The sequence below is a fragment of the Pseudomonas sp. LY-1 genome, from assembly GCF_053502595.1.
Genome location: NZ_CP094353.1, coordinates 1,942,597 through 1,962,770, shown reverse-complemented (window position 1 = coordinate 1,962,770; position 20,174 = coordinate 1,942,597). Strand labels below are relative to the sequence as shown.

General features: G+C 63.9%; 20 protein-coding genes. 9 read left to right on the top strand and 11 right to left on the bottom strand.

All coding sequences use genetic code 11. The annotated features are described in order from the left end of the window. Positions 1–9: 9 nt before the first annotated feature. Positions 10–459: a YcgN family cysteine cluster protein gene (locus MOQ67_RS08965; protein WP_017848747.1), complete on the bottom strand. Its 450-nt coding sequence runs from the start codon at positions 457–459 to the stop codon at positions 10–12. Between the two features lie 153 nt (positions 460–612). Between MOQ67_RS08965 and MOQ67_RS08960 the strand changes: the two genes are divergently transcribed. Beyond that, positions 613–1,212 (top strand): nitroreductase family protein, encoded by a 600-nt coding sequence (locus tag MOQ67_RS08960; protein WP_046490398.1) that lies wholly within the window; start codon positions 613–615, stop codon positions 1,210–1,212. A 45-nt stretch (positions 1,213–1,257) separates the two neighbouring features. Here the strand turns inward: MOQ67_RS08960 and MOQ67_RS08955 are convergent, their stop codons facing one another. The 5 genes from MOQ67_RS08955 to MOQ67_RS08935 form a co-directional block, all read right to left on the bottom strand. Beyond that, positions 1,258–2,190, bottom strand: coding sequence for a D-2-hydroxyacid dehydrogenase (locus MOQ67_RS08955; RefSeq protein ID WP_017848745.1), 933 nt, complete (start codon positions 2,188–2,190; stop codon positions 1,258–1,260). A gap of 109 nt (positions 2,191–2,299) precedes the next feature. Continuing rightward, on the bottom strand, positions 2,300–2,593 hold the full coding sequence (locus MOQ67_RS08950) for a YcgL domain-containing protein (protein WP_017848744.1): 294 nt from the start codon (positions 2,591–2,593) through the stop codon (positions 2,300–2,302). Further along, entirely contained in the window at positions 2,590–3,723 is a 1,134-nt protein-coding gene (gene rnd, locus MOQ67_RS08945) for a ribonuclease D (protein WP_046490395.1), read from the bottom strand. The genes MOQ67_RS08950 and rnd overlap by 4 nt, the downstream gene beginning before the upstream one ends. 122 nt (positions 3,724–3,845) lie before the next feature. Beyond that, positions 3,846–4,445, bottom strand: a complete 600-nt coding sequence (locus tag MOQ67_RS08940; protein ID WP_102617695.1) for a class I SAM-dependent methyltransferase — start codon at positions 4,443–4,445, stop codon at positions 3,846–3,848. A 101-nt stretch (positions 4,446–4,546) separates the two neighbouring features. After that, positions 4,547–5,917, bottom strand: a complete 1,371-nt coding sequence (locus MOQ67_RS08935) for a glutamine synthetase family protein (protein WP_046384337.1) — start codon at positions 5,915–5,917, stop codon at positions 4,547–4,549. Positions 5,918–6,327: 410 nt separating this feature from the next. Between MOQ67_RS08935 and MOQ67_RS08930 the strand changes: the two genes are divergently transcribed. Both MOQ67_RS08930 and MOQ67_RS08925 read left to right on the top strand, forming a co-directional pair. Then, a complete protein-coding gene (locus MOQ67_RS08930) occupies positions 6,328–7,101 on the top strand; it encodes a transporter substrate-binding domain-containing protein (protein WP_017848740.1) in 774 nt (257 codons plus the stop codon). A 50-nt stretch (positions 7,102–7,151) separates the two neighbouring features. Continuing rightward, positions 7,152–7,991, top strand: coding sequence for a cache domain-containing protein (locus MOQ67_RS08925; protein ID WP_017848739.1), 840 nt, complete (start codon positions 7,152–7,154; stop codon positions 7,989–7,991). 69 nt (positions 7,992–8,060) lie between these two features. On the opposite strand, the gene MOQ67_RS08920 is transcribed toward MOQ67_RS08925, so the two are convergent. Both MOQ67_RS08920 and pobA read right to left on the bottom strand, forming a co-directional pair. Further along, a complete protein-coding gene (locus MOQ67_RS08920) occupies positions 8,061–9,578 on the bottom strand; it encodes an MDR family MFS transporter (RefSeq protein ID WP_102617694.1) in 1,518 nt (505 codons plus the stop codon). 65 nt (positions 9,579–9,643) lie between these two features. After that, the gene (gene pobA, locus MOQ67_RS08915) at positions 9,644–10,828 is read right to left on the bottom strand and encodes a 4-hydroxybenzoate 3-monooxygenase (protein ID WP_371918422.1); all 1,185 of its coding nucleotides are present in this window, start codon (positions 10,826–10,828) and stop codon (positions 9,644–9,646) included. Positions 10,829–11,017: 189 nt separating this feature from the next. On the opposite strand from pobA, the gene MOQ67_RS08910 reads away from it, so the two are divergent. After that, positions 11,018–11,905: a helix-turn-helix domain-containing protein gene (locus tag MOQ67_RS08910; protein ID WP_046490390.1), complete on the top strand. Its 888-nt coding sequence runs from the start codon at positions 11,018–11,020 to the stop codon at positions 11,903–11,905. A gap of 25 nt (positions 11,906–11,930) precedes the next feature. Here the strand turns inward: MOQ67_RS08910 and MOQ67_RS08905 are convergent, their stop codons facing one another. Continuing rightward, a complete protein-coding gene (locus MOQ67_RS08905) occupies positions 11,931–12,107 on the bottom strand; it encodes a hypothetical protein (RefSeq protein ID WP_017848735.1) in 177 nt (58 codons plus the stop codon). 99 nt (positions 12,108–12,206) lie between these two features. After that, positions 12,207–13,112 (bottom strand): LysR family transcriptional regulator, encoded by a 906-nt coding sequence (locus MOQ67_RS08900; protein ID WP_032804836.1) that lies wholly within the window; start codon positions 13,110–13,112, stop codon positions 12,207–12,209. 105 nt (positions 13,113–13,217) lie between these two features. Between MOQ67_RS08900 and MOQ67_RS08895 the strand changes: the two genes are divergently transcribed. Both MOQ67_RS08895 and MOQ67_RS08890 read left to right on the top strand, forming a co-directional pair. Continuing rightward, complete coding sequence (locus tag MOQ67_RS08895) at positions 13,218–14,084, top strand: MBL fold metallo-hydrolase (protein WP_102617692.1); 867 nt, start codon at positions 13,218–13,220, stop codon at positions 14,082–14,084. Positions 14,085–14,118: 34 nt separating this feature from the next. After that, positions 14,119–14,733 carry an NAD(P)-dependent oxidoreductase gene (locus tag MOQ67_RS08890; RefSeq protein ID WP_017848732.1) on the top strand — a complete coding sequence of 205 codons (615 nt, stop codon included), beginning with the start codon at positions 14,119–14,121 and terminating at the stop codon, positions 14,731–14,733. Between the two features lie 59 nt (positions 14,734–14,792). On the opposite strand, the gene MOQ67_RS08885 is transcribed toward MOQ67_RS08890, so the two are convergent. Then, complete coding sequence (locus MOQ67_RS08885; protein WP_046490388.1) at positions 14,793–15,665, bottom strand: LysR substrate-binding domain-containing protein; 873 nt, start codon at positions 15,663–15,665, stop codon at positions 14,793–14,795. A 111-nt stretch (positions 15,666–15,776) separates the two neighbouring features. Here MOQ67_RS08885 and MOQ67_RS08880 point away from each other — a divergent pair, with 111 nt between their 5' ends. The 3 genes from MOQ67_RS08880 (at position 15,777) to MOQ67_RS08870 (ending at position 20,170) form a co-directional block, all read left to right on the top strand. Next, complete coding sequence (locus MOQ67_RS08880) at positions 15,777–17,402, top strand: 5-guanidino-2-oxopentanoate decarboxylase (RefSeq protein ID WP_198717737.1); 1,626 nt, start codon at positions 15,777–15,779, stop codon at positions 17,400–17,402. Next, a complete protein-coding gene (locus tag MOQ67_RS08875; RefSeq protein WP_448675916.1) occupies positions 17,399–18,841 on the top strand; it encodes an aldehyde dehydrogenase family protein in 1,443 nt (480 codons plus the stop codon). The genes MOQ67_RS08880 and MOQ67_RS08875 overlap by 4 nt, the downstream gene beginning before the upstream one ends. A gap of 141 nt (positions 18,842–18,982) precedes the next feature. Further along, positions 18,983–20,170, top strand: coding sequence for a cyanate transporter (locus MOQ67_RS08870; protein WP_102617688.1), 1,188 nt, complete (start codon positions 18,983–18,985; stop codon positions 20,168–20,170). The last annotated feature ends 4 nt before the right edge of the window (positions 20,171–20,174 follow it).

Sequence of the window (20,174 nt, the reverse complement as noted above, 5' to 3'; positions counted from 1 at the left end):
GCTCCTTGTTCAGCCAGCGCGGAAGATCAGGTAATCCTCCCAGTCTTCTTCGGGCACGCTGCCTTCGCGGAGCATGCGTCCGGACTGGGAAATGCGTTCGTGATGCACGGCGTCACGGTCGCCGCAGACCAGGTGATGCCACAGCGGCAAGTCCTTGCGCTCGCTGACCAGGCGGTAACCGCAGGTGGGCGGCAACCACTTGAACTGGTCGGCCTGGCCCGGGGTAAGCTGGATGCAGTCGGGCACCGACGCGCGGCGGTTGGGGTAATCGGTACACTGGCAGGTTTTCAGGTCGAGCAGTTTGCAGGCGATGCGCGTGTAATAGACGCTGTTGTCGTCTTCATCCTCGAGCTTTTGCAGGCAGCACAGGCCACAGCCGTCGCACAACGACTCCCACTCCTCCTGATCGAGGTGTTCAAGGGTTTTGCGTATCCAGAAAGGTTCGACTTTGGCGGCCATGGCTCTACATCGGTATCGGTGGGTGAAAAGGCCGCCAGTCTAGTGCCCAAGGCCACTGGGGCCAAGCGCTTACGACTGGCGGTGTTGCAAGACTTGTCAGTCTAGTGGGAGCGCAGTAGCTTTGAGCGCCGAATTGACGATCAGGAACTGCCCATGAGCACCAACCCCCGCGCTGCCGATTACCCGATCAACCCCCAGTTCACTGAGCGCTGGTCGCCCCGCGCCTTTACCGGCGAGAGCATCCCGCAGGAAACCCTGCTGAGTTTTTTCGAAGCCGCGCGCTGGGCGCCATCGGCCTACAACTCGCAGCCCTGGCGTTTTCTCTATGCGCGCCGTGACACGCCGGACTGGGAACGTTTCCTCGGCCTGTTGAACGAATTCAACCGCAACTGGGCGCAGCATGCGTCGGCCCTGGTGATCATCGCCTCGAAAACCGACTTCATCGCCCCCGGCGCCAGCGAAGAAACCCCGGCGCTGTGGCACACCTTCGACACCGGTTCGGCCTGGGGCTACCTCGCGCTGCAGGCCAGCCTCAGCGGCTGGCACAGCCATGGCATGGCCGGCTTCGATCAGGCACTGACGCGCAAGGAGCTGAAGATTCCCGAGGGTTATGCGCTGCATGCGGCGGTCGCGATTGGCAAGCTGGGCGACAAGTCGAGCTTGCCCGAGTACCTGCAAGGCCGTGAGACCCCAAGCCCGCGCAAGCCGTTGAGCGAGCTGGTTTCGCAAGGCGATTTCAGTCTCCAGGACTGACGTGGGAGCTGGCTCGCCAGCCCCCACCTGTGGTTCGACGCGGTGTCAGTAGCCGCGCTCGAAATCCACTTCACCGCGCAACACTTGCTTGGCCTGGTAGGCGCGCACGTTTTCCAGAAACAGTTGCACCATCATCGATGGCGAGGTCGGCGCCGAGCTGTGCCCGGTCAGCAGCAGGCCCCAGGCGGTCCAGAACGGGTGGCGCTGCGGCAACGGTTCCTGGCGGCACACGTCGATCACCGCGCCAGCCAAGTGCCCTTCTTTCAACGCTTCGACCAGATCCGCATCAACCACCGCGACGCCGCGGCCGACGTTGATAAACAACCCGCTCGGCTTGAATTGCTTGAACAGCGCCGCGTCGTACAGGTCGTGGGTGTTCGGCGTGTTGGGCAACAGGTTGATCACGTAGTCCGCTTCGCCCACCAGCCGGCCGAGTTGATCGAGCGCGGCCACTTCGACAAACGGCGCCTGCTCGCGCGCCTGGCTGGCGATGCCGTACAGCTTGACGCCAAACGGCACGAGGAACTGCGCCACGCGCTGGCCGATATCACCGCAGCCGACGATCAGCACCGTGCGCCCCGCCAGGCTCTGGCCCATGCGGTTGTCCCACTTGCGCTCGACCTGGCTGACCAGGCGCGCCAAGACTTCGCGTTCATGGCCGAGCATGTAGGTGAGGATAAATTCCGCCATGACCTGGCCAAAAATCCCCACCGCACGGGTCAAGCGATAGTCGCGGGGCAGGCCGTCGGCCAGCAGCGGCGTGATGCCGGCCCAGGTCGATTGCAGCCACTGCGGCTGGTGCCCCTGGCGCAACAGGGTGGCGAGCAGGTCCGGCTGGCCGAGCCACACCGGGCAATCGGCGGCCAGGCGCGAGAGTTCGGCCGAGTCGCCGCTGGTCAACACCTCGAGGTCTGGGGCCGCTTCGCTCAGCAACCGGGCGTAGAGCGGGTGATCCTGTTCAGCAATCAGAACACGCATGGTTCAAACCTTTCAAAAACAATGCGGACGGCCGCCCGCATCCTTACGGCCACCATCCATTAATACGATTCCATGGAAAAGAATGCGCCCCGGGCAGGGCACGCCACGATCACATCGGGTCGTTGCGGCGCAGCAGCTCTTCGGGCAAGTGTTCGATGTACTCGTCCTCGGCCGGTGGCATTTGCAGGTGGTAGCCCTGCTTTTCGAGGTTTTCCAGGACCACTGCGATGTCCTCGCGCGACAGCTTGCGCTCGGGCGTCAGCACCATGTCGAAGGCGTGATGGGCCTTGCCGAAGGCTTCCATCAAGGGTTCCGGCACGCGCTCCAGGGCATCACTTTTCAGCACGTAGAGATACATTTCGTTGCGTTTCAAGCTGCGATAGATGGAGCAAATACGTTTCAAGGCTGTTCTCCGGCAGTGGCCAGGCTGTCGAGCAGCGCCTGGCCCATCAACTCGCGGCGCCAGCCACGCAGCGAGTCTGGCAATTGGTAAGGCCCGTCGGGGTAGCCACTTTTGACCAGGGCTTCGAGGGTTTTCTTGCGCAGCATCAGTTCCGGCGCCATCTCCAGACGTTCGGCTTGCGCCTGGCCCAAGGCGCGCAGGTGCTTGATCAGCGTCGCGGCGTCCACCGGCAGCGGTTCAGCCACGGCGGGCGGCCATTGGTCCATGGACACGCTGCCGGCGCGCTTGATCAGGTCCAGCAGAAACTGGCCATCCTGACGCACGGTGCGCGGGTGCATGTCTTCGATTTTGCCCAGAGCGGCGAGGTTATCCGGCTGGGATTTGGCCAGGGGCCACAGCGAGTGTTCACGAATGATGCGATTGCGCGGCAGGTCACGGGCACGCGCTTGCTGCTCGCGCCAGGCGCACAGTTCACGCAGCACGGCGAGTTGGGCACGGGACAGTTTCCACGCCAGCTTGGCCTCGCGGTACACCTCGTAAGGGTCGACTTCGCGGCGCAGGTTGGCCACCAGTTCGGCACCGTCTTCCAGGACCCAGGCGTACTTGTCGTCCGACAGCCGCGGGCGCAGGCGAATGAAGACCTCGGCCAAGTGGACCGCATCTTCGGCGGCGTAGCTCACCTGGGTCTCGGACAACGGGCGCTGCAGCCAGTCCGAGCGGGTTTCGCCCTTGGGCAAGTCGATATCGAGCACGGCTTGCACCAGGCGCGAATAGCCCATGGAGAAGCCGAGGTTCAGGTAAGCCGCGGCCAGTTGGGTGTCGAACAACGGCACTGGCAGGCTGCCAGTCAGGCGCAGCAACACTTCCAGGTCTTCACTGCAGGCGTGGACCACTTTGATCACGGCCGGGTTTTCCAACAACGCCGCCAGCGGTTGCCAGTTGTCGATGGTCAGGGGGTCGATCAGGTAAGCGCGAACGCCATCACCGATCTGGATCAGCCCGGCAATGGGATAAAAGGTGTCGACCCGCATGAACTCGGTGTCGAGGGCGACGAATGGCAACTGCTGCCATTCGGCGCAATGCTGGCCGAGGCTATCGTTGTCGCAGATCCAGTGAATATCGATGGCCACACGGCTCTCCCTTGAAGAATGGCGCGCAGTATATATCGCGGAAGGGACTTGCGAGCATCCGCAGTGCACACGCAATCATGAAAACTCCGACAGCATGTGAAGAATAGTCGGACAGATTGGAGTTATCCCATCTTACGTAGAACGTAGACACGCCATACGCTGGAGCCAGGAATGAACTCCTGGTGATTCAGGACCTGGAACCCCGCCTGGCAGAACTCCTCCTCCACTGGCGTCCGGGAGGCGACCGACACGATCACGGTGTCGCGACTGACCCGATGAAACTCCTGCAGCAGCGCTTGGCGCCCTTCGCGGCTGGGCACGTGGCGAAACAATTCCAGACAGAAAATGCAATCTACCGCGTTCGCCGACAAACCGATGGAAAACGCCGAGCCCTGAAAGGTCTTGACCCGCTTGAGCAGCGCCGCCGGGTGATGGGTGCGGGCGTGGTCGAGCATGTCCTGGGAGTTATCCGAGGCGAGGATGACCCGGTTGACGTGTTCGGCCAACACCGGCCAGAACCGCCCCGAACCGCAGGCCAGGTCGAGGATCAGACCGGGCTCGCCGGCCACCTTGAGGGCATTGCGCACCAGCCGCCCGTCACGCCACGCCGCCAGACGCCGGCGCAGCCCAGGCGGGCGCGTATCGCCGCAGACCCTGGCGTGCTCACGGTCACAGCGTTCGGCGTATTCGATCTCGATGGACGAAAGTGGTGGTGACAACATCACGGGCTCATGTGAGTGGAACGGTAGTGAACGACCTTGATTCGCAGCTTAACCAGTGCAACGTGAAAAAAAGGTCGAAAAAACCACCACCGTCAATCCGTTCACGCCGAGTGCAGATACCAGCGCCAATCCTGTTCGCCCACCTCGCCCATGAACTGCCGATATTCAGCCCGTTTCACCGCCAGGTACACGCCGAGGAACTCACTGCCGAACGCCTCCCGTGCCCAGCTGGAGTCTTCCAGGGCGCGCAGGGTGGTGAGCCAATCGGTGGGCAGCAACGCGTTGGCCTGGGCGTAGCCGTTGCCTTCCACCGGAGCGCCGGGGTCAAGTCGTTCGCGGATGCCGCGGTGGATACCGGCGAGGATCGCCGCCGCCGCCAGATAGGGGTTGGCGTCGGCGCCGCAGAGGCGGTGTTCGATGTGCCGCGACGGCGCCGGACCACCCGGCACACGCAGGCTGACGGTGCGGTTGTCGACGCCCCAGGTGGCGGCCAGCGGCGCATAGCTGTTGGTCTGGAAGCGGCGATAGGAGTTGGCGTTGGGGCAGAACATCAGCAGCGAATCGAGCAAGGTGCTGAGCATGCCGCCCACGGCCTGGCGCAGCAGCGGCGTACCGTCGGCGGCCTCGCTGGCGAACAGGTTATGGCCCTCGGCGTCCGCCAGGCTGACGTGCATGTGCATGCCGGTGCCGGCCAGGTCGTCGAACGGTTTGGCCATGAAGCACGCCGTCATTCCGTGTTTGTGCGCCACGCCTTTGACCAGGCGTTTGTAGCGCACCGCTTCGTCCATCGCTTGCAGGGCATCGGTGCGGTGTTCGAGGGTGATTTCGACCTGGCCCGGCGCGTATTCGGAAATCGCCGTGCGCGCCGGGATACCTTGCAGTTTGCAGGCGCTGTAAAGGTCGGCGAGAAACGGCTCGATCTGCTCCAGCTCGCGCAGGCCATAGACCTGGGTCGCACGCGGGCGGCCGCCGTCCATGTCGCGCGCCGGTTGCGGGCGGCCGTTGTGGTCGGGTTTCTGGTCGAGCAGGTAGAACTCCAGTTCCGCCGCCATCACCGGGTAATAACCATCGGCCTTGAGCCCGTCGATCACCCTGGCCAGCACGTGCCGGGGGTCGGCCACGGTGGCGGGCAAGCCTTCGGTGGGGTGCATGCTGACTTGCACCGCCGCCGTCGGAATCAGCCGCCATGGCATGCGCTGCAAACTGCCGCTGATCGGGTAGGCGCGACAGTCGATATCGCCCACCTCCCACACCAGCCCGGAGTTTTCCACGTCATCGCCATGGATGGTCAGGCCAAGGATCGTGCTGGGCAGCGGGCGGCCGCTTTCATACACCGCCAGCAGTTCGTCGCGATGCAGCAACTTGCCGCGCGGCACGCCATTGTTGTCGAGGATGAACAGCTCGAACATCTCGATGTCCGGGTTCTGCTCAAGGAAAGAGCGGGCTTCGTGCAGGCTGGCAAAAACACTCATGGCAATTCTCATACGTTTGCGTCAGGCAGGCGCACAGGCGCCGCCGGGCGGATGCGCGCAGGTGCGCGTCATCCATCGGATAGATCAACGTAGGAGAGAGGTATCTGGTGGGCGCGCATGTCGACAGTGGAACAGGGCCCAGAAAGCCAGCGCGGAGGGCAACGCCTCGACATCCGCCGGACCGCTCGGCGCGAGCACGCCAGGCAGTGTCTCGGGGTAAGTGTCGGGGTAACCGTCCATGGGCGAATCACAGTGAGGGAGATGCCTGGCAGCGTCACACGCCGGGTCAGGGGCGTCAATTCAGGGTTGACGGAGTTTGGTTGCACGTTGGCTAAACATTCGCCGTCCTTGCCACCCCGCCATCTTGCTGGAAATAATGGCCGCCCGATCATGCCCAAGGACTCGACCGCATGAAAGCTCCTTTAGCCCTGTGTGTATTGGTGAGTCTGGCGACACCCGCCCTCGCGGACACGCCCCCCTCGCGCCTGGACAACGTGCTCGACAGCGGCACGCTCACCGTCTGCACCACCGGCGACTACAAGCCCTACACCTTCCTGCGTGCCGATGGCCGCTACGAAGGCATCGATATCGCCATGGCCGAGTCCCTGGCCAAGAGCCTCAACGCCAAAATCGCCTGGGTGCCCACCACCTGGAAAAGCCTGATGCCGGACTTCCTCGCGCACCGCTGCGACATCGCCGTGGGCGGTATTTCGGTGTCGCTGGAACGCCAGAAAAAGGCGTTCTTCAGCCAGTCCCTCGGCGTCGACGGCAAGATCCCGCTGGTGCGCTGCGCCGATGTGCAGCGTTACCAGAGCGTCGAGCAGATCAACCAGCCACAGGTGCGGGTGATCGAACCGGCGGGCGGCACCAACGAAGTGTTCGCCCGGGCGCACCTGGGCCAGGCGCAACTGCGCCTGCACGACAACGTGACCATCTTCGACGAACTGCTGGCGGGCAAGGCCGATGTGATGATCACCGACGCCAGCGAGGCGCGCTTCCAGCAGAAACTCAAGCCGGGGCTGTGTGCGGTCAACCCGCAGCGGCAGATGCAATACAGCGAGAAAGCCTTCCTGCTGCCCCGCGACGATGTGGCCTGGAAAAGTTACGTCGACCAGTGGTTGCACCTGAGCGTGGCCACCGGGGTGTACGACGGCATCGTCAATCAATGGCTGGCGGCGCCCTGAGCCGCAGCCGTCTAAGCTGTGCTCACATCCATAAGAACGAGGCACGGATAATGAAGCGACTGCTCCGATTCAGCTGGCTGTTGCTGTTGGGTTTCAGCCAAGTACACGCCGCCGCCTTGCCGGAGGAGGAAGCCCAGGCGGCCAAGGCTCTGCTGGGAAAAGCCTTGGCCTACTACCAGAGCAATGGCGACAAGGCCTTCGCCGCCTTCAGCCGCCAGGGCGAGTTCGTCGACCATGACCGCTATGTGTTCGTGGTCGACACCCAGGGCGTGTTGCTGGCCAGCGGCGGGCCCTCCTCCGCCTTGATCGGCCGCGATGTGTCCGAAGTGCTCGGGGCGGATTTGCGCCAGTCGTTCAAGGACGCGCTCAAGGCGCCGGAAGGCCAGGGCATCCAGCAGGCCGACTACCGCTGGCAGAACTGGAACGACGGCAAGATCGAACACAAGCATGTGTTTTATCAGCGTGTCGGCGAACGCATCCTCGCGGTGGGCTATTACCTGCCACGGGCCACGCCGGAACAGGCGCGAGCGCTGCGGGACCAGGCCGTCAAGGCGCTGGTCAAGGATGAAGCCGGCACGCTGAAGGCGATCAACTCATTGCAGGGCGGTTTCCTGCAGGACGATCTCTACGTGTTCGTGGTCGACCTCGATACCCGGCGCTATGCCGCCCATGGCACCAACCTGCGGCTGATCAACACCGACTTCAGCAAGATCAAGGACCCCGACGGCAAGCCGGTGGGCGCACCGATCCTCAAGTTGATGGCGGAGCAGGATCAGGGTGAGTACACGTACCGTTGGAAAAACCCGGTGACCGGCAAGGTCGAGAACAAGCATGCGTATTTGCGCAAAACCGGGCATTTCATGGTGGCGGTCGGTTCTTACAGCCCTTGAATTGCACAGGCGGTCAAACCGGTGGGAGCGGGCCAGCCCGCTCGCACATTTGGATGTCCAGCCGGCCCGTCAGCGGGCCTTGTCTTCACGGCCGCGCAGCATGCGATCAGGCATCGCAATCGCTGCCGCCAACCCCAGCAACGACACCGCCGCACTGACCATCAGCAAATGCCGGAACGTCAACGCCAGTTCCCCGCGCAGGGCATCCTGCGCCGGGCCCGGGGCGGCGTTCAGGCCGTCGAGCAAAACGCTGCCGGAACCGCCCTCGACCACCAGCGCGCCGCTGGCCAGGTGGGCAAAGCTGGAGTCCTGCAACAGCGCCAGCAACAACGCCGACATGCACGCCACCCCGACCGCCCCGCCCAGGGAACGGAACAGGTTGGTGGTGCTGGTGGCGACGCCGATATCGTGCTGTTCCACCGAGTTCTGCGTGCCCACCAGCGAGGTCGGGAACTGCATGCCGGCAGCGATGCCGCACAGCAGCATGAACATCGCCGTCAGCCCCATCGCCTGCGGCGCACTGTAGGCCATGCCGAGAATCGCCAAGGGGCTCAACACGGCGCCGCTGAGGATCAGCGGTTTATAGCGCCCGGTCACCGAGGTCATGCGCCCGGCAAAGTAGGCGCCCATCGGCAAGCCCATCGCCAGTGGCAGCAGGTGCAGCGCGGCACTGTCGGCGCCGGAGCCGGTCACGGTCTGAAAGCGCAAAGGCATCAGCACCGTCAGGGAAATCGCCTGGAAACTGGTGAAAAACATCGTACACCAGCACAGCACAGCACTGCGGTTGGCGAACAGGTGCATCGGCAACAACGGTTCCCGCGCACGCCGCTCATGCCAGACAAATATGCTCAGCGCCACCAGCGCGCAGGCCAGCAACGCTAGCACCGAGTCATTGCGCCAATCATGGCCCTGGCCGATTTCGGTGATGCCCAGCAGCAAGGCGCTCAAGCCGATGATCAGCAGCACGGTGCCGAGGTAATCGATGATCGGCTTGCGTTGCGGCAACGGCAGCCCGACCAGGCTGCGATGGGCCACGTACCAGGCGCCGGCGCCCAACGGCAGGTTGATCAAAAACACCCAGCGCCAGGACAGGTACTCGGTCATATAACCGCCCAGCACCGGCCCGGCCACGCTGGCCACCGCGTACATGCCGCTGAAATAGCCCTGGTAACGCCCGCGCTCGCGCGGCGGGATGATGTCGCCGATGATCGCCTGGCTCACCGAAATCATCCCGCCGGCGCCGATGCCCTGGAGCACCCGCGCCAGCACCAGTTGCTCCATGCTTTGCGCCATGCCACAGAACAGCGACGCCAGGGTGAACAGACCCATGCCGATCAGCATCATCGGCCGCCGCCCATACAGGTCGCCGAGCTTGCCGTAGATCGGCACCGCCACTGTCATCGCCACCATGTAGCCGGAGATCACCCAGGCCAGCAGGTTGACGTCGTGGAACCGCGCGGAAATGGCCGGCATGGACACGGCGACAATGGTCTGGTCCAAGGCACCGAGGAAGATCGCCATCATCAACGAGACGAGGATGCTGCGCACGGCAGGTACGGCTGGAGTAGGCTGATTGAGCTGAGTCACGGTAAACCTTCGAGCAAGGCCCGCAGGAAAAGGCGACCTGCGGGCATGCTCGATACGATAGCAGGCTATTCGATAGCTTCGTAAGGAAGCCCGACGTAATTTTCCGCGATGGTGGTGCGACCGGCGTGCGAGTGGATGAAGTACGCCAGTTCGCTCTCGGCAATGCGCTGGCTGAACCCGTCCGCTTCGGGAAACTGATGCAGCATCGACGTCATCCACCAGGAAAACCGCTCAGCCTTCCACACGCGTCGCAGGCAGATTTCCGAATATTTCTCCAGCAACTCCACGCGCCCCTCGCGGTAGACCTTGAGCAAGATGCGAAACAGCGTGCTCACGTCGCTCGCCGCCAGGTTCAAGCCCTTGGCCCCGGTGGGTGGGACGATGTGCGCCGCGTCCCCCAGCAGAAACAAACGCCCGTACTGCATCGGCTCGACCACGAAGCTGCGCAGCGGCGCGATGCTTTTTTCGATCGACGGCCCGGTCACCAACTGCTCGGCCAACTGGCTTGGCAGGCGCGTTTTCAGTTCAGCCCAGAAACGCTGGTCCGACCACTCATCGGCCGACTCCTCAACGGGTACTTGCAGGTAGTAACGGCTGCGCGTCGGCGAACGCATGCTGCACAAGGCAAACCCACGCGCATGCTTGGCGTACACCAGTTCAGGATGGACCGGCGGCGTGTCGGCCAGGATGCCCAGCCAGCCGAAGGGATACACCCGCTCGAAGACCTTCAGCGACTCGGCCGGGATCGATTGCCGGGCGACACCGTGAAAACCGTCGCAACCGGCCACGTAATCACACTCCAGGCGAAAGGCTTCGCCTTCATGTTCGAACGTCAGCCAGGGTTGATCAGTTTTGAGCCCGTGGGGTTGCACCTCACGCGCGTTATACAAGGTGACGCCACCGGTGGCGGCGCGTGCGGCCATCAGGTCGCGGGTCACTTCGGTCTGGCCGTAGACCATCACCGATTGACCGCCGGTGAGCGCCTTGAGGTCGATGTGAGTCAGTTGGCCATTAAGCGCCAGTTCGAAGCCATCATGGACCAGGCCTTCCTCGTCCATGCGCTGGCTGACGCCGGCCTCGCGCAACAGGTCGACCATGCCTTGCTCCAACACCCCGGCACGGATGCGCCCCAGCACGTAATCGGCGCTCTGGCGCTCTAGAATCAGGGTTTGGATACCGGCCTGCTGCAACAGTTGGCCGAGCAACAGTCCCGAAGGACCGGCGCCGATGATGGCGACTTGAGTTTTCAGCGTTTTCATTATTTTTATGGTCCGAAAAATTCACCCGAACGGATAAGGTGAAAGAGTTGTCATTGGTCTTATTGCTGACATTTTTCACTTGAGTGGGCGCTATAAGAAGGTGAAAACTGCGCCAAAGCCTGCGCTTTTTGCCAATCGGGGCGATTACCGAACCACTTGCCTGAGTATCGGATTGAAACTATGACCAAAACTGCCAGTTCCGCGATTCCGGTGTTCAAGCTGTACGGGGAAAACCAGCAATGGCCGACGCCGGATTTGTTGCACTGCGAAACGATTTCCCGACGCAGCCGGGACTACCAGTGGGAAATCCAGCCCCACCGGCACGCGGATCTGTGCCAGTTGCTGTACGTCCACCAAGGCCAGGCGCAACTGGAAATCGAAGGCCAGCGCACCACCCTCAACGAAGCGACCTTGCAGGTGCTGCCGCCGCTGTGTGTGCACGGATTCCGGTTTGCGGAAGATGTCGAAGGCTACGTGCTGACCCTGGCGGCACCGCTGGTCAGCCACCTGCAAGCGCAATTGGGCGCAACGGTGGACGGCCTGCAGGTGCTGGGCAGTTACCCGGCAGGCAAGGACAGCGACTATCTCAACAACCTGTTCGCCCGCCTGCAGGACGAATACGCCGATGAGCAGCCGGCCCGGGACATGCTGATGCACGCCCTGGTCAGCGTGCTGCTCGTATGGATCAGCCGCCAGGCCATCCAGCGCCGTCACCCGCGGGCACCGCGTGGGCGCGAGTATTTCCGGCGCTTTACCCAATTGGTCGAACAGCATTATCGCGAACACCCGAAGATTGAAGACCTGGCCCACAAGCTGGGTATCTCGGTCTCACACCTGAACGGCACATGTCGGGAGTTGGGTGGGCAACCCGCGCTACAGATCATGCACGACCGCCAATTGCTGGAAGCCAAGCGCCTGCTGACCTACACCAGCATGACCATCAATGAAATGTCGGAGGTATTGGGCTTTTCCGACCCGACCAACTTCTCGCGGCTATTCCGCCGCCGGGTCGGGTTTTCGCCCAAGGCATTTCGCGAACGACTCAAGGCCGAAACACCCGAGGATTAAACGCGAGATCGTCCTTGGTCGGCCATTAGCGCAACGCGCTGAAACTGCCGGTGCGCGGAATGCATTGATCCTGATGGCAACTGATCGCAAAGCTCGGCTGCATGCGGGCCTGCTCGACGCGATAGGCGGCGGTGCCGTACAGCGCGCTGACCAAGGCGCAAAGGATGAAAATTTTCAGGTACTTTCTGGTTTTGACGGTCATGGCACAGACCTCTGAAGGACCTACTCGGTGCTGTTTAAAGCATAGGTCAGCCAGGGCGAGTTGCCATTATTGGACGCCATTCAACATCTGTATGTCGGGTCACAGGCCCCGGTCCCACTCCGGCGTTTCCGGAAACCTCAGCACCAGGAAATCCAGGAGGCTACGCAGCGCCGACGGCATGTGTTTGCGCGACGCGTACACCGCGTAGATATTCATCTGCCGCGGTTCGGCCGCGGGCAACAGGCGCACCAGTTCGCCACGGCGGATGTGCTCGCCGGCCTGATAACTGGGCAACATCGCCACCCCCGCCCCGGCGAGCGTCACGCGTAACAGCGTGCTGGCTTCGTTGGCGGTGATATTGCCGTGGACCGGCACCGAAACGTGTTCGCCGCCTTCCTCGAAATGCCACAGGCTTTTGCCGAAGTACGAGTGGGTCAGGCAGTTGTGTCGCGCCAGGTCCTCGACCTTTTGCGGCGCCGGATGCTCAAGCAGGTAGGCCGGGGTCGCGCACACCACCGAGCGACAGACCGTCAGGCGCCGCGCGATCAGGTTGGGGTCCAGGTCGTTGCTGGTGCGGATGGCCAGGTCGATGCGCTCATCCACCAGGTTGACCGTGCGATCGAGCATCTGCAGGTCGACCGTCACCAAGGGGTAGCGCCTGACGTATTCGGCGATGGCCTCGGCCAACTGCGCCTGGCCGAACGAGGTGCTGACACTCAGGCGCAGCAGGCCACGGGGCGCGTCATCCGGTTCGCTGACGGCGGCCTGCATGTCGCCGCACAGTTCCAGCAATTGCCGGCAACGTGGCAGGGTTTCCCCGCCGGCAGCCGTCAAGCTGAGTTTGCGCGTGGTGCGATGCAGCAAGCGCGCGCCGACCCAGTCTTCCAGCTCGGCCAGGTAGCGCGAGACCACCGGGCGCGACAGGTCCAGATGGTCGGCGGCGGCGGACTGGCTGCCCAGATCCACCACCGTCACAAACACGCGCATTGCTTGAAGACGATCCATGATCTGCCCGATTTTAGAAACAAACTATGTCCCAGCATCGCATTTTTTGTGGTGTTTGGTGCAACTAAGCTCTGTGCATCCCTTACCGATTGCCGGAGTTGCCCGATGTTGTCCACCCTCAAGCGCCTGACCCTGGCGACCGCCGCCCTGGCCTTCGCCGTCCAGGCGGCCGCTGCCGAGCTGACCCTCGACGTGTACAACCCCGGCGAGGCCGCGATCTTCCCGGTCAGTTCGGTGCTGGTCAGCGGCGCGAAAGACGCGATCCTGGTCGACGCGCAGTTCGGCAAAAGCCAGGCCGAACACCTGGTGCAGAAGATCCGCGCCAGCGGCAAACACCTGACGACCATCTACATCAGCCACGGCGACCCGGACTACTACTTCGGCCTCGACACCCTGACCGCCGCATTCCCCGACGCCAAGGTGCTGGCCCCGCAAGCGGTGGTCGACCACATCAACGCCACCGTCGCCGGCAAACTGGCGTTCTGGGGCCCGAAAATGGGCGCCGACAAGCCAGGCAAAACCATCGTGCCGCAGGTGCTCGACGGCCACCGCCTGACGCTTGAAGGGCAACCGCTGGAAGTGATCGGCCTCGACGGCCCGCAGCCGGACCGCAGCTTTGTGTGGGTGCCGTCGATCAAGGCCGTGGTCGGCGGTGTGGTCGTCGCCGACAACATCCACCTGTGGATGGCCGATACTCAGAGCGCGCAGTCCCATAAAGACTGGCTGGCCACCCTGCAACGCATCGCCGAACTGCAGCCGCGCACGGTGGTTCCGGGGCATTTCCTCGGCAGCCCGTCGCTGCAATCCGTGGCCTTTACCGCCGACTACATCCAGGCCTTTGACGAAGAAACCGCCAAGGCCAAGGACTCCGCCGCCCTGATCGCGGGGATGAAAAAGCGTTACCCGACCCTCGCCGACGAAAGTTCGCTGGAACTGAGCGCCAAAGTCGCCAAGGGCGAAATGAAGTGGTGAAGCGTTTCAAACCTTAACCGTACTGGAGAATGTCATGAGCAAGATCGCAATCATTGGGGCCACCGGCCGCGCCGGTAGCCAACTGCTGGAAGAAGCGCTGCGACGCGGGCACAGCGTCACCGCCATCGCGCGCAACACTGACAAGCTCGCCGTGCGTCCTGGCGTCAGCGTCAAACAGGTCGATGCGCTGGATGCCGAGGCCTTGCAACAGGCCATCAGCGGCAGCGATGTGGTGATCAGCGCGGCGCATTTCGCCACCCTGCCCGCCAGCGCGGTGATCGGCCCGGTGAAAAAAGCCGGGGTCAAACGCCTGCTGGTGGTGGGCGGCGCGGGTTCGTTGCTGCTGCCGGGCGGCACTCGGGTGATCGACAGCGAGGGTTTCCCAGAGGCGTACAAGGCTGAAGCCAGTGCCGGCGCGACGTTCCTCGAGGCGTTGCGTCAGGAACAGGAACTGGATTGGACCTTCCTGTCGCCATCGGCCGAATTCGTTGAAACCGAGCGCACCGGCACCTTCCGCCTGGGCCAGGATGATTTGCTGGTGAGCCGCGAAGGCCGCAGCTGGATCAGCTTCGCCGACTTCGCCATCGCGATGATCGATGAAGTGGAAACACCGAAGCATTCGCGCCAGCGTTTCACCGTCGGTTACTGAGCCGACACGATCCACCTGTGGGAGCTGGCTTGCCGGTTCCCACAGGTGGATCTTCAGCGTTACGCCTGTTGCGCCTGGTTAACCAACCACTCCATCAACGCTTCAAGCCCGGCGGACGGCTTTGTCCCCGGCGGATACACCAGGTAATAGCCCATCCCCGTCGGCACCCGCAATTCAAACGGCGTCACCAAGCGCCCCGCGCTCACGTCCTCGCCAATCAACGCGCTGTCGCCAATCGCCACGCCTGAACCCTGGGACGCCACTGTCATGGCCAGATCCAGCGTCTCGAAATGATGGCCCTGGCTCACATTGCTCAAGCGCGTCTTCGCCGCGTTCAGCCATAACGCCCAGTCCCGCTCGTCCCGCGTGGGGTGCAGCAGCACCTGTTGCTGCAGGTCCGCTGGCGTATTCAGCGCGCCCAGCAAGGCCGGCGCGCACACCGGGGTGAGGTGTTCGTCGAACAGATGCCGAGCCTCGGCCGACTGTTCGGCGCTGGGCGCATAGATCACCGCGGCATCGAATTGCTCTCGACGAAAGTCCACGGTGTAGGCCACGGTCGTGGTCAGCTCCACCGGCACATCCGGGCGCTCCCGCTGCCATTGCATCAAGCGCGGCAGCAGCCAGCGCATCACGCAGGTGGAAGCCTTGAGCTGCAGGGTGTCGCGGCGGCGGCCGATCTGCTCCAGCGCGTCACCGATCAGGCCGAAGACCTGCTGCACCCGCAGCGACCACTCGCGACCTTCTTCGGTCAGGCTCAGGCCCCGCGCCTGGCGCTGGAACAAGGCATAGCCCAAATGGCTTTCCAGCCCGGCGATCTGCCGGCTCACCGCGCCTTGGGTGATGTGCAACTGCGCGGCAGCGTGGGTGAAGTTGCAGCACTGGGCGGTGACCCAGAAGGTGTGCAGCGCGGGCAGCGGCGGGAGGCGTTTCATAGGGCAAGCAGCCATGACGTGAGGACATGGCTAGTATGACTTTTTATCGATTGTTGCCGCTACGGGCCAGCCGGTCCAATACCGCCTCACCTCAACCTGAGAGCGACATGTATGGCGACCTGCGGCGAAGTATTGGTCAAGCTCCTGGAAAGCTACGGCGTGGAGCAGGTGTTTGGTATTCCTGGCGTCCACACCGTGGAGTTGTATCGCGGCCTGGCGCGCTCGAACATCCGCCACGTCACCCCGCGCCACGAACAGGGCGCGGGCTTTATGGCCGATGGCTATGCGCGCACCAGCGGCAAGCCCGGCGTGTGTTTGATCATCACCGGCCCCGGCATGACCAACATCACCACGGCCATGGGCCAGGCCTATGCCGACTCGATCCCGATGCTGGTGATCTCCAGCGTGCAGGCGCGCAGCCAGCTGGGCGGCGGGCGCGGCAAGTTGCATGAGCTGCCGAACCAAAGTGCGCTGGTCGCCGGCGTGGCAGCGTTCTCCCACACCGTGATGTCGGCAGCAGAATTGCCCGGCGTGCTGGCGCGGGCGTTTGCGCTGTTCCAGGCAGGGCGCCCGCGCCCGGTACACATCGAAATCCCGCTGGATGTGCTGGTGGAAAACGCCGACGCGTTGCTCGGCACCTCCCCCATCAGCGTGGCGCGTGCCGGAGCGGCGCCAGTGGCGGTCGCGCAGATGAGCCAACGGCTCGCCGCCGCCCAACGCCCGCTGATCCTGGCCGGCGGCGGCGCCATCGAGGCCGCCGCGGCGTTGACCCGCCTGGCCGAAACCCTCGGCGCCCCCGTGGCGCTGATCATCAACGCCAAAGGCCTGCTGCCCGCGGCCCACCCGCTGCTGATCGGCTCGACCCAGTCCCTGCTCGCCACCCGCGCCCTGGTCGCCGAAGCCGATGTGGTGCTGGCGATCGGCACGGAGCTGGCGGAGACCGACTACGACGTGACCTTCGCCGGCGGTTTCGAGATTCCCGGCGCACTGCTGCGCATCGATATCGACCCCGACCAGACCGTGCGCAATTACCCGCCCGAGCTGTCCTTGGTGGCCGACGCGCAAATCGCCGCCGACGCCTTGCTCGCCGAACTCCAGCGCCAGCCGCTGGCGCCTCGCCACAGTGCCTGGGGCGCCCAGCGCGTCGCCCGCCTGTGGGCCGAATTGACGCCGACCTGGGACGCCGCCACCCGCGCGCAAACCCGCATGCTCCACACGGTGCTGGAGGAACTGCCCGGCGCAGCGCTGGTGGGCGACTCCACGCAGCCGGTGTACAGCGGCAACCTGACCCTGAACCTTGACCACCCGCGCCGCTGGTTCAACGCGTCCACCGGCTACGGCACCCTGGGCTACGCCCTGCCCGCGGCCATTGGTGCCTGGTTGGGGCGTGGCGATGGCCAGCCGGTGGTGTGCCTGATCGGCGACGGCGGGCTGCAATTCACCCTGCCGGAACTGGCCAGCGCCGTGGAGGCGCGCACGCCGATCATCGTGCTGCTGTGGAATAACCAGGGCTACGAGGAGATCAAGAAGTACATGGTCAACCGGGCCATCGAACCGGTCGGCGTCGACATTTACACGCCGGACTTCATCGGCGTGGCCACGGCCCTCGGTTGCGCTGCCGAACGCATCCAGGGCCTGGACGCACTGCGCGTGGCCTTGCGTGCCGCAGCAGATCGCCAGGGGCCGACGCTGATTGAAATCGACCAGGAACGTTGGGTGCAGGAGGTAGCGGTATGAGTGCGGTCGTAAACGGTGTGTATATCAATGGTGCGTGGCGTGCGGGCCATGACGTGTTGGACGTGATCAACCCGGCCACCGAGGAAATACTCGCCCAGGTCAGCGTCGGCGATGCCCGCGCCGTGACCCAGGCGGTCGACGCCGCCAGTGCGGCGTGTGTCGGCTGGTCGCAGAGCACCGGCCGCGAGCGCGGCGCCCTGCTGCGCAAAGTGGCTCAAGGCGTGAGCGAGCAGCGCGAGCCGTTGATGCGCGTGCAGTCGCACAACAGCGGCAAACCGTTGTTCGAAGCGGGAATCGATGTGGACGACGTCATCGCCACCTTCGAGTACTACGCAGGTCTCGCCGAGGCGCTGGACGCCGAGCAAGACCGCGCGGTGGCGCTGCCCACTGATGCCTTCAGCGCCCGCCTGCGCCGCGAGCCCTGCGGCGTGGTGGGGCTGATCGTGCCGTGGAATTTCCCCATGGTCACCACCGCCTGGAAACTCGCCCCGGCGCTGGCCGCCGGCTGTTGCGTGGTGCTCAAACCGTCGGAAGTGACGCCGCTGGCGGAGTTGCAACTGGCGCAGATCATCGCCGCGGCCGGCTTCCCGGCGGGGGTGTTCAACCTGGTCTGCGGCACCGGCTTGGCCGTGGGCGCCCCGCTGGCGGCGGACCCTCGCGTGGCGAAGATTTCCTTCACCGGCAGCAATGCGGTGGGCGTGCAGGTGATGCAACGCGCCGCCGAAACCGTCAAGGGCGTGAGCCTGGAACTGGGGGGCAAATCCTCGCTGCTGGTGCTGGAAGATGCCGACCTCGACCTGGCACTTGAGCTGGCCTGTGGAGGTGGCTTTTTCAACGCCGGGCAGATGTGTTCAGCGACCAGTCGTGTGCTGGTGGCGGACAGTCTCGCGGATGAATTCCTACAGCGTTTAACTGCGCGGGCTGAAGGGATTCGCGTCGCCGACCCATTTGCCGACGACGTGGAAATGGGCGCGCTGATCAACCGCGCCCAGTACCAACGGGTGTTGGCGCATATCCAGCGCGGCGTGCAGGACGGTGCTCGCTTGCTGTGCGGCGGTGAGCGCCCGGCGCACTTGGCGAAGGGTTATTTCATTCGCCCCACGCTGTTCACCGACGTGCCGCTGGACAGCGCGTTATGGCGGCAAGAAATCTTCGGCCCGGTGCTGTGTGTACGACGCTTTACCACGGAGGCCGAGGCCATCGCCCTGGCCAACGACAGCGATTTCGGCCTGGTGGCCAGCGTGGTCAGCCGCAACGACGAAACCGCCGCACGCGTGGCCAATGCCTTGCAGGCCGGCATGGTGTGGATCAACGCGCCGCAGGTGATCTTCCCGCAAACGGCGTGGGGCGGTTACAAGCAAAGCAGCATCGGCCGCGAACTGGGCCCGTGGGGGCTGGCGACGTTTCAGGAGATCAAGCATGTAATCCGGTCTAACTGACGACGCAGCCACCCTATGGAATGTGGAGCAATGTGCGGTATTTCAGTTAACTGCATTTTTTAGATAGCCCCTGCGACTTTCTCATTTGCCCCACTCCCCCGCCCGTGGCCTGATTCGCCCTTGTTCACTCAAGGCAGGCCCATGGAAAACGTTCACGCAAAACCCACCACCGCCGTGTGGCTGATGATCAGCGTCGTGCTGGTCGCGCTTAACCTGCGCCCGTCGATGGCGGCCGTAGGGCCGTTGTTAGCGTCGATTCGCGACGAGGTGCCGTTGAGTTTCAGCAGCGCGGCGCTGCTGACCATGTTGCCGGTCATGGCCATGGGCCTGGCGATGTTTTTCGGCATGGGCCTGGCCAAGCGCTTCGGCGAACATCGCAGCATTGCGGTGTCGCTGCTGGTGATCGGCGTGGCGACGCTGTCGCGGTTGTTCCTCGATTCGGCGCTGGAGTTGATCGTCAGCGCCATCGCTGCGGGGGTCGGCATCGCGATGATCCAGGCGGTAATGCCGGCGCTGATCAAGTCGCGCTTCAGCGCTGACGTTTCATTGTTCATGGGCTTGTACGTCACGGCGATCATGGGCGGCGCGGCGCTGGCGGCGTCGTTCTCCCCGTTCGTGCTGGTGCAGACCGGTAGCTGGCGCATCGGCCTGGCGATCTGGGCGGGGCTGGCCGTGCTCGCCCTGGTGTGCTGGTCCGCCCAGCGTGCGGCGCTGCCGGTTCTGCCCCAGGCAGGTTCTGACAAGCAGGAAGGATTTTTCGGCAACGGCCGCGCCTGGTTGCTGGCGATCTTTTTTGGCCTCGGTACAGCCTCCTACACCTGCGTACTGGCGTGGCTGGCGCCGTACTACGTAGAACAAGGCTGGAGCGAACAGCATGCCGGTTTGCTCCTGGGTTTCCTCACCGCGATGGAAGTCATCTCGGGCCTGGTCACCCCCGCCCTCGCCAACCGCCGCCGGGATAAACGCGGAGTGTTGGCCGTGTTGCTGGTGCTGATCATCCTCGGGTTCTGCGGCCTGATCCTCGCGCCCCAACACCTGAGCCTGCTGTGGCCCTGCCTGCTCGGCCTGGGCATCGGCGGCCTGTTCCCGATGAGTTTGATCCTGTCCCTCGACCACCTCGACCACCCGCGCCGCGCCGGTAGCCTGACGGCGTTCGTGCAAGGCATCGGTTACCTGATTGCCGGCCTGTCGCCGCTGATCGCCGGGATGATCCGCGATCAGTTGGGCAGTTTCGAATGGGCATGGTGGTCGCTGGCGGCGGTGATCGGGGTGATGCTGCTGATCGTCACGCGCTTCAATCCGAAGCATTACGCAGACCACATCCGCTGACGTC